Consider the following 7,099-nt stretch of genomic DNA (forward strand, 5'->3'; position numbering starts at 1 on the left):
CCCCACCTCCGCTCCTGATCCCGCCATCGGTCCCGCCCCCTCTCGAGCCCGTGGGTACGGGCCGCTCGAGTAGTGACGCTAGGGGGGAGGGTCGGGCCGGGTCAGGCCCCTCAGAGGGGCGGTGGATAGATCGGACGACCATCCACAGGCTCAGTCCAGGTCGGGGTTCTCGGCGTACCGATCTCCGACGTACATCCGGAGCAGTACCGCGACCATGCCCGCGCCGAACAGCCCCGTACCGCCGAGGAGCAGACCCTCCGGCATCCGCTGGTCGGGCGACTCGGAGGCGATCACGATCCCCACCTGCATCGCCACCAGGAGCGCGAGTGTGACCACCACGATCAGCCACAGGTCCTCACGGACCAGTCGCTCGAACCTGCGCAACCTCGGGGCGGTCGACGTCCACCACTGCTTGTTTGGCCCGTTGATGAGTTCCGGTGCCCGCATGACGAGCAACGACGTGAGCGGGATCAACGCCAACACGGTGAGCGGCAGCACCCCCGAGAACGCCAACGCCCCGGCCTTGCCGGACCACCCGTCAGCCCGCCCTCCGGAACCGAAATGGATCGGGACCCGCTCGGGGAGCACCATCGCCTGCCAGGCGAGCACCGCCAGCCAGATCAGCAGGGTGGACACGACGAGTGCCCGGATCCACGGACCGGACGGCTCCCTGGGCAGCCCGCGGGCCTCGTCGGCGACCGAGTTCGTCGTCGTCATCTCACCAGCCTGCCGAACCGACGGCTGCGCCCCCGCACGTCCTACCTCACCACCGTCACGCGGGAGGCGGCCTCGCGGGCCCGTTCCCGCGCGGTCTCCACGTCCTCGGCGGTCGCCACGGCCACTCCCATACGGCGGAACTCGCTGGCCGAGGGCTTGCCGAACAGTCGCAGATCCGATTCCGGGACCGCGAGCGCACGGGCCACGCCCTCGAACCCCACGCCCTCGACCACACCGCTCGAGCCGCCCTCGGGGTCACCCTCAGGATCGTGCGCGATGCCGGCGCCGCCGTAGATCACCGCAGACGCTCCCGGGCTGGACATCGTGGTGACCACGGGCAGACCCAGGACGGCGCGGGCGTGCATGTCGAACTCGCTGAGCACCTGGCTGCGCAGCGTCACCAGGCCGGTGTCGTGCGGCCGCGGGCTGACCTCGGAGAAGTAGACGTCGACGCCCTGCACGAACAGTTCCACCCCGAACACCCCGACGCCACCGAGTGCGCCGGTCACGCGCGCCGCGACCGAGCGCGCCGAATCGTAGGCGTCCTGGGTCATGGCCTGGGGCTGCCACGACTCGACGTAGTCCCCGCGCTCCTGACGGTGACCGATCGGCTCGCAGAAATCCGTTCGGATCGCTCCGGTGGCCGGGTCCACGCTGCGGACGGTGAGCAGGGTGATCTCGTACTCGAAGTCCACGAACGACTCCACGATCACCCGCGCCCCCGTCACCCGCGCACCCGACTGCGCGTAGGCCCAGGCGGCCTCCACGTCCTCGGGGCCGTGGAGGGAGGACTGCCCCTTTCCCGACGACGACATCGTGGGCTTGACCAGGCACGGGAACCCGATCCGGTCGCATGCCTCCTGCAACTCCTCCAGCGACGAGGCGAACGCGTAGCGACTCGTGGGCAGGCCCAGCTCCTCGGCGGCCAGGCGCCGGATCCCCTCACGGTCCATGGTCAGCTGCACTGCGCGGGCCGTGGGGACGACTCGCGCCAGCCCGTCCTGTTCGATCTGCGCCAACGCGGCGGTGGCGATGGCCTCGATCTCCGGCAGGATCACGTGCGGCTTCTCGAGCTCCACCACCCGCCGCACCTCGCCTGAGTCGGTCATGTCGATCGTGTGGCTGCGGTGGGCGACCTGGTGGGCGGGGGCGCCGGAGTACCGGTCCACCGCGATCACCTCGACACCCAGGCGCTGCAGCGCAATGGTGACCTCTTTGCCCAGCTCGCCCGAGCCCAGGAGCATCACGCGCGTCGCGCCGGGACTCCCCGGCGTGCCGAGGCGGTCGACGACTGGCGGGGCGAGGGGATCGTGCGCTGCGGTCATGGCGCCCACGCTAGTAGAGGCCCGCCGACGCGGGTCCTTTCGCATGCTCCCCGGCTCACGCGGATCGGCAGGCGATACCGTGTGTGCAACGCCACACGAAAGGGCACACCTGTGACCACTGCCTCCCCCGGCCCCCTGGCCGGCATCCGCGTCGTCGAACTCAACGGCATCGGCCCCGGCCCCCACGCCTGCATGATGCTCGCCGATCTGGGCGCCGACGTCGTGACCGTCATGCGTCCCGGCGAACTCGCCACCCAGGTCGGCGGCTGGGCGCACATCACCCGGCGCGGCCGGACCGTGGTGGAGGCGAACCTCAAGAGCGACGACGGGTTGGCGCAGGTCCGCGGTCTGATCGCCAAGGCCGACGTGCTGGTCGAGGGCTTCCGGCCCGGGGTGACCGAACGTATGGGACTCGGCCCCGACGAGTGCCTCGAGCTCAACCCGCGGCTCGTCTACGCACGGATGACCGGGTGGGGTCAGCACGGCCCGCTCGCCCACACGGCCGGTCACGACCTCAACTACATCTCGCTCACCGGTCACCTCAACGCCACCGCCCGCAAGGGCGAGCGCCCGGTGCCTCCGCTCAACCTGGTCGGCGACTTCGGCGGTGGGTCGATGTTCCTCGTCCAGGGCATCCTCGCCGCCATCATCGAACGCGCCACCTCGGGCAGCGGCCAGGTCATCGACGCCGCGATGACCGACGGCGCCTCCGTACTGGGCCAGTTCCAGTGGGCCATGCGCGCACGGGACCAGTGGTCGGACGTCGCCGGGACGAACATGCTCGACACCGGGTTCCCGTTCTACGATGTCTACACCTGCTCCGACGGCAAGTTCATGGCAGTGGGCTGTCTGGAGCCGCAGTTCTATGCGGAGTTCGCCCGGCTGCTCGGCATCGACGGCGACGGCATGCCCGGCCAGTTCGACATGGATCGTTGGGACGAGTTGCGGGAGATCATCGCCGCCACGTTCGCCGAGAAGCCCCGCGACGAGTGGGCCGAGCTCTTCTACGGCACCGACGCCTGCACGACCCCGGTGCTGACCTACACGGAGGCGCTGTCCCATCCCCACATGACGGCGAGGGAGACCTTCGTCGAGGTCGGCGGGGACTTGGGGCCCGCGCCCGCGCCGCGGTTCTCGCGTACCCCTGCGCCCGCCGTCCCGGCCGCGCCGCCGCGTGAGGTGACCGCGATCGATCAGGTCTGGGCCTGAGCATGGGCGAGCCGGGGGCCACGTCTCACTCTCCGGGCAGTGGCTCCCGGGTGGCCGGTATGACCCTGGCCGTGGACCCGGCCTCAGCGGAGCCGCCGTTCCGCCAGCTCAAAGGGCAGATCGTCGAGGGAGTCCGACGCGGCTTGCTCACGGCGGGGACGCGGATGCCCGCCGTGCGCACACTCGCGGAGGAGGTCGGGGTCTCCACCGCGACGGCCGCGAAGGTCTATCGCGACCTCGAGGAGTCGGGCGTGTTGGAGGGTCGCGGCCGCTCGGGAACGTTCGTCTCCGCCGCTGACCTGCCCGGGGCGGTGCTGACCCGGGCCGCGGAGGAGTTCGCAGAGCGGGCCGCGGGGGCGGGATTCGACGTCGAGGACGCCGCGGACGCGGTCCGCAACGCCTTCCGGCACCTGCGCTGACCGCCCGGGGCGATTCGGCCCGATTCGGCGCGATCCTGGACGCATCGGCCGAGTAGACCTCTCGCAGAACGTGACCCCGCTTCACAGAAGGCGATGGGGTTCCAGCGAATGCGATCGGCGTGCAGTGGCTGGCATCGGAGTTCACTGGGGGCGACCCGATCGACCGGGTTGCTCCCACCCTTGCTTCTCGAATGCCCCGTGGACGAATCGGGTGAGCGTCCGCGGAGTGTTCAGCAGCCCTTGCGTCACTCGCCTCACCTCCCATCCGAGGGACGCCAGGCGCAGCATCGCCACGGAGTCCGCGTCTCGACGGGCTCTGGTCAGGTGTTCGTGGCCGTCATACTGCAATCCGACCTTCCACTTGCGGTTTGCCGGGTCGAGCCGCGACACCAGTCCTCCGAATCGCGACCGAGCGCATTCGGCGAAAACTGGTCTCAATCCGGGAATCGTCGGCGAGTTCTGAGATGGTCCCACTCGGCCGACACCTCCAGGAACGCGCTGCATTTCCGGCTCGCGAGGGTGTGGGGCATTCCCCGGACCAGTCCGGCAGGCCCATAGGTAATGCCGAACGGCCGCGCCGCGATAGTGGGGGCATGATCACGAGAACCGCCACCGCTGCCACCGCTCTCGCCCTGGCCGCTGCCACCACCGTCGCCGTCGCCCCCGCTCACGCCGGACCTGCGCCGGAAGGCCACGTCGCCTACGTCGCGCAGGCGTCGGGTTCCGCAGACGGCGGCTCGTTGGACAACCCGATCATCGGAGCCGGGCTGCTCATCATCGCGGGGCTTGGTGTCTCGGCGGTTCTGGCCATCGGCGCGGGGGTGGCGGGTGGCGCATTCGAACTCCCACCCTTCCCGGGCCTGCCGTCGTGAACTGACGACATCACCCAGCACCGCCCCCGGCTCCACGAGGTGGCCGGGGGCGGTGCTGGGTATGGACGGTTCGCTCAGCTCCCGAGCGAACCCGTCGTCCGGGCCACGGAACCAGAGCTTCCGAGGCCGGCCAGAGCGGAATCCAACGAACCGAGACCGGCCGGGACACCGGCCCCAGCAGAGATCTCCATCTCGATGTACTCGTCGCCCGCAGAGCAGATCGCGAGAGCGGACGGAGTGAAGGACCCGTCGGTGAGCGTGGCGTTCGTATCGTAGAAGCCAGGCGACAACGTGGCGGTTTCCCCGTCTTCGACACCGCCCGTGAAGAGGCCGAGCTGCCCGTTCACCAGCGCCTCGGTCACCTTCGCCTCCAGTGCCGGGGGCGGTGACGCATCCGGATCCTGTGTCCGCTAGACGGCGTACATCTCCGACAGCAGACTGCCCGGCCCGCCGTACGCGATACAGAACAGATCCTGGCCGGACCTGTTGGTGTAGGAGATCTCGGTGTTCGCGCCCTTGCCACTGACGCTCACGCTGCTCGGGCTGTCGAGTACGGGATCGGCGCCTTGGGCCCCGGCCACTCCGGCCCCGGCGAGGACGGTGGCAGAGGCGACGGCTGTGGCTGCGGCGGCGACGCCGAACCTGGTGAGAGTGCGCATATGGTGCTCCGATCGGGAGAGGAAGCGACCGGCCGGTCGCCTGACTCCGACTTCACCTCAACGGCTCAGAAAGCACTATCGGACGAACACACGACATGTGTCATTCGTTCACATGAAACCGATTCACAACGTACACAACGGGCTCACCCGCCCCACGCGAGCAACGAGAAGAGCGTCCCGCGCACCCGCCTATCGGCCAATGCGTTCGGGGCGCTCTTCTCGACGTGGTGGTCGATCGACTCAGCCCAGGATGTCGCGCCGCACCACGTTCTCGTCGCGGCCCGGCCCCACTCCGATGTACGACATGTGGCAGCCGGCCAGCTCCTCGAGCCGCAGCACGTAGTCGCGGGCCTCCGGCGGCAGATCACCGAACTCGCGCGCACCGCGGATGTCGTCCTCCCAGCCGGGCATGGTCTCGTAGATCGGCGTCGCGTGATGGAAATCGGTCTGCGACATGGGCATCTCGTCGTGCCGCACGCCGTCGACGTCGTAGGCCACGCAGATCGGGATCTCGCCGATGCCGGTGAGCACGTCGAGCTTGGTGAGGAAGTAATCGGTGAAGCCGTTGACGCGCGCGGCATAGCGGGCGATCACGGCGTCGTACCACCCGCAACGTCGGGTGCGACCGGTGTTGACGCCCACCTCACCACCGGTGACCTGCAGGTACTCACCCCACTTGTCAAAGAGCTCGGTGGGGAACGGGCCTGCGCCCACGCGCGTGGTGTACGCCTTGACGATGCCCAGCGAGTGCGTGATCTTGGTGGGGCCGACGCCCGACCCCACGCAGGCGCCGCCGGCGGTGGGGTTGGACGAGGTGACGAACGGATAGGTGCCGTGGTCGACGTCCAGCATGGTGGCCTGGCCGCCTTCCATGAGAACGGATTCGCCGCGCTCCAGGGCCTGGTTGAGCATGAGGGCGGTGTCGCTGACCATGGGACGGAGCCGGTCGGCGTAGCCGAGGAAGTACTCGACCATCTCCTCGACCTCGACCGCCCGGCGGTTGTAGATCTTGACGAAGATCTGGTTCTTGAGGTGCAGCGCGCCCTCGATCTTCTGCCGCAGGATGGATTCGTCGAAGACGTCCTGCACGCGGATCCCCACCCGCGAGACCTTGTCCGCGTAGGTGGGGCCGATGCCTCGACCGGTGGTCCCGATGGCCTTCTTGCCCAGGAACCGCTCGGTCACCTTGTCCAGCGCCTGGTGATACGGGGCCACCAGGTGGGCGTCGGCGGAGATGCGTAGCCGCGAGGTGTCGGCGCCGCGGGCCTCGAGGCCGTCGATCTCCTCGAACAGCGCCTCGAGGTTGACCACCACACCGTTGCCGATCACCGGCACGGCCGTGGGCGAGAGGATGCCGGCGGGCAGGAGCTTGAGCTCGTACTTCTCGCCACCCACCACCACGGTGTGCCCGGCGTTGTTGCCGCCGTTGGGCTTGACCACGTACTCGACGCGGCCACCGAGGATGTCGGTGGCCTTACCCTTGCCCTCGTCGCCCCACTGGGCGCCGATCAGGACGATCGCTGGCATGGTTCGCTTTCACCTCGAAAAGTGTCGTCATTCGGTGAGGGACGAAAACCGGCCCGCAGGCGGTGACTCCGCGCACACCAACGGACCAAGGTACCTGGTCCCGCCTCGGTTACCCTAGTCGGTCAGTCCGACACCCTCCGGAAGCTCACCGGCGCTCCCGGCAGGAGCTGGGTCAAGGCGTCCGAGGACCGCGAGGTGAGCACCCCGATCACCGGGTACCCGCCCGTGACGGGGTGATCGGGCCCGAACACGACGGGCGCCCCGTCCGCCGGGATCTGCACGGCGCCGCGGACCATCCCCTCGCTGGGGATCTCCCCGGTGCTCGACCGGGGGACGGGTCCGGCGGGGTCGATGCGCACCCCGACCCGGTC

8 protein-coding genes and 1 pseudogene are annotated in these 7,099 nt (G+C 69.4%); 3 read left to right on the top strand and 6 right to left on the bottom strand.

What is annotated here, in order from left to right; genetic code table 11:
- Positions 1–150: 150 nt before the first annotated feature.
- A complete protein-coding gene (locus IY392_RS16795; protein ID WP_194861848.1) occupies positions 151–717 on the bottom strand; it encodes a DUF1648 domain-containing protein in 567 nt (188 codons plus the stop codon).
- A 41-nt stretch (positions 718–758) separates the two neighbouring features.
- Positions 759–2,042 (bottom strand): formate-dependent phosphoribosylglycinamide formyltransferase, encoded by a 1,284-nt coding sequence (gene purT / locus IY392_RS16800; RefSeq protein ID WP_182613307.1) that lies wholly within the window; start codon positions 2,040–2,042, stop codon positions 759–761.
- 111 nt (positions 2,043–2,153) lie between these two features.
- Here purT and IY392_RS16805 point away from each other — a divergent pair, with 111 nt between their 5' ends.
- The 3 genes from IY392_RS16805 (at position 2,154) to IY392_RS16815 (ending at position 4,542) form a co-directional block, all read left to right on the top strand.
- Complete coding sequence (locus IY392_RS16805; RefSeq protein WP_182613306.1) at positions 2,154–3,251, top strand: CaiB/BaiF CoA-transferase family protein; 1,098 nt, start codon at positions 2,154–2,156, stop codon at positions 3,249–3,251.
- Positions 3,252–3,310: 59 nt separating this feature from the next.
- Positions 3,311–3,670, top strand: coding sequence for a GntR family transcriptional regulator (locus IY392_RS16810; protein ID WP_194861849.1), 360 nt, complete (start codon positions 3,311–3,313; stop codon positions 3,668–3,670).
- Between the two features lie 593 nt (positions 3,671–4,263).
- Complete coding sequence (locus IY392_RS16815; RefSeq protein ID WP_107757434.1) at positions 4,264–4,542, top strand: hypothetical protein; 279 nt, start codon at positions 4,264–4,266, stop codon at positions 4,540–4,542.
- Positions 4,543–4,616: 74 nt separating this feature from the next.
- Here IY392_RS16815 and IY392_RS16820 read toward each other — a convergent pair whose 3' ends face one another.
- From IY392_RS16820 to IY392_RS16835, 4 genes and pseudogenes are all read right to left on the bottom strand, one after another.
- Positions 4,617–4,904, bottom strand: coding sequence for a hypothetical protein (locus IY392_RS16820; RefSeq protein ID WP_194861850.1), 288 nt, complete (start codon positions 4,902–4,904; stop codon positions 4,617–4,619).
- 48 nt (positions 4,905–4,952) lie between these two features.
- Positions 4,953–5,201, bottom strand: a complete 249-nt coding sequence (locus IY392_RS16825) for a hypothetical protein (RefSeq protein ID WP_194861851.1) — start codon at positions 5,199–5,201, stop codon at positions 4,953–4,955.
- A 240-nt stretch (positions 5,202–5,441) separates the two neighbouring features.
- Positions 5,442–6,728, bottom strand: a complete 1,287-nt coding sequence (locus IY392_RS16830; RefSeq protein ID WP_107757436.1) for an adenylosuccinate synthase — start codon at positions 6,726–6,728, stop codon at positions 5,442–5,444.
- A gap of 122 nt (positions 6,729–6,850) precedes the next feature.
- Positions 6,851–7,099: pseudogene (locus IY392_RS16835) on the bottom strand (biotin-dependent carboxyltransferase family protein); the annotation flags it as partial.

The organism is Dietzia sp. SYD-A1, from assembly GCF_015356725.1.
Classification (GTDB): Bacteria; Actinomycetota; Actinomycetes; order Mycobacteriales; family Mycobacteriaceae; genus Dietzia.

Excerpts from the sequence above, each read along its gene's own strand:
- IY392_RS16830 (WP_107757436.1), bottom strand. The coding sequence starts at position 6,728 with ATGCCAGCGATCGTCCTGATCGGCGCCCAGTGGGGCGACGAGGGCAAG.
- IY392_RS16825 (WP_194861851.1), bottom strand. The coding sequence starts at position 5,201 with ATGCGCACTCTCACCAGGTTCGGCGTCGCCGCCGCAGCCACAGCCGTC.
- purT (WP_182613307.1), bottom strand. The coding sequence starts at position 2,042 with ATGACCGCAGCGCACGATCCCCTCGCCCCGCCAGTCGTCGACCGCCTC.
- IY392_RS16795 (WP_194861848.1), bottom strand. The coding sequence starts at position 717 with ATGACGACGACGAACTCGGTCGCCGACGAGGCCCGCGGGCTGCCCAGG.
- IY392_RS16815 (WP_107757434.1), top strand. The coding sequence starts at position 4,264 with ATGATCACGAGAACCGCCACCGCTGCCACCGCTCTCGCCCTGGCCGCT.
- IY392_RS16810 (WP_194861849.1), top strand. The coding sequence starts at position 3,311 with ATGACCCTGGCCGTGGACCCGGCCTCAGCGGAGCCGCCGTTCCGCCAG.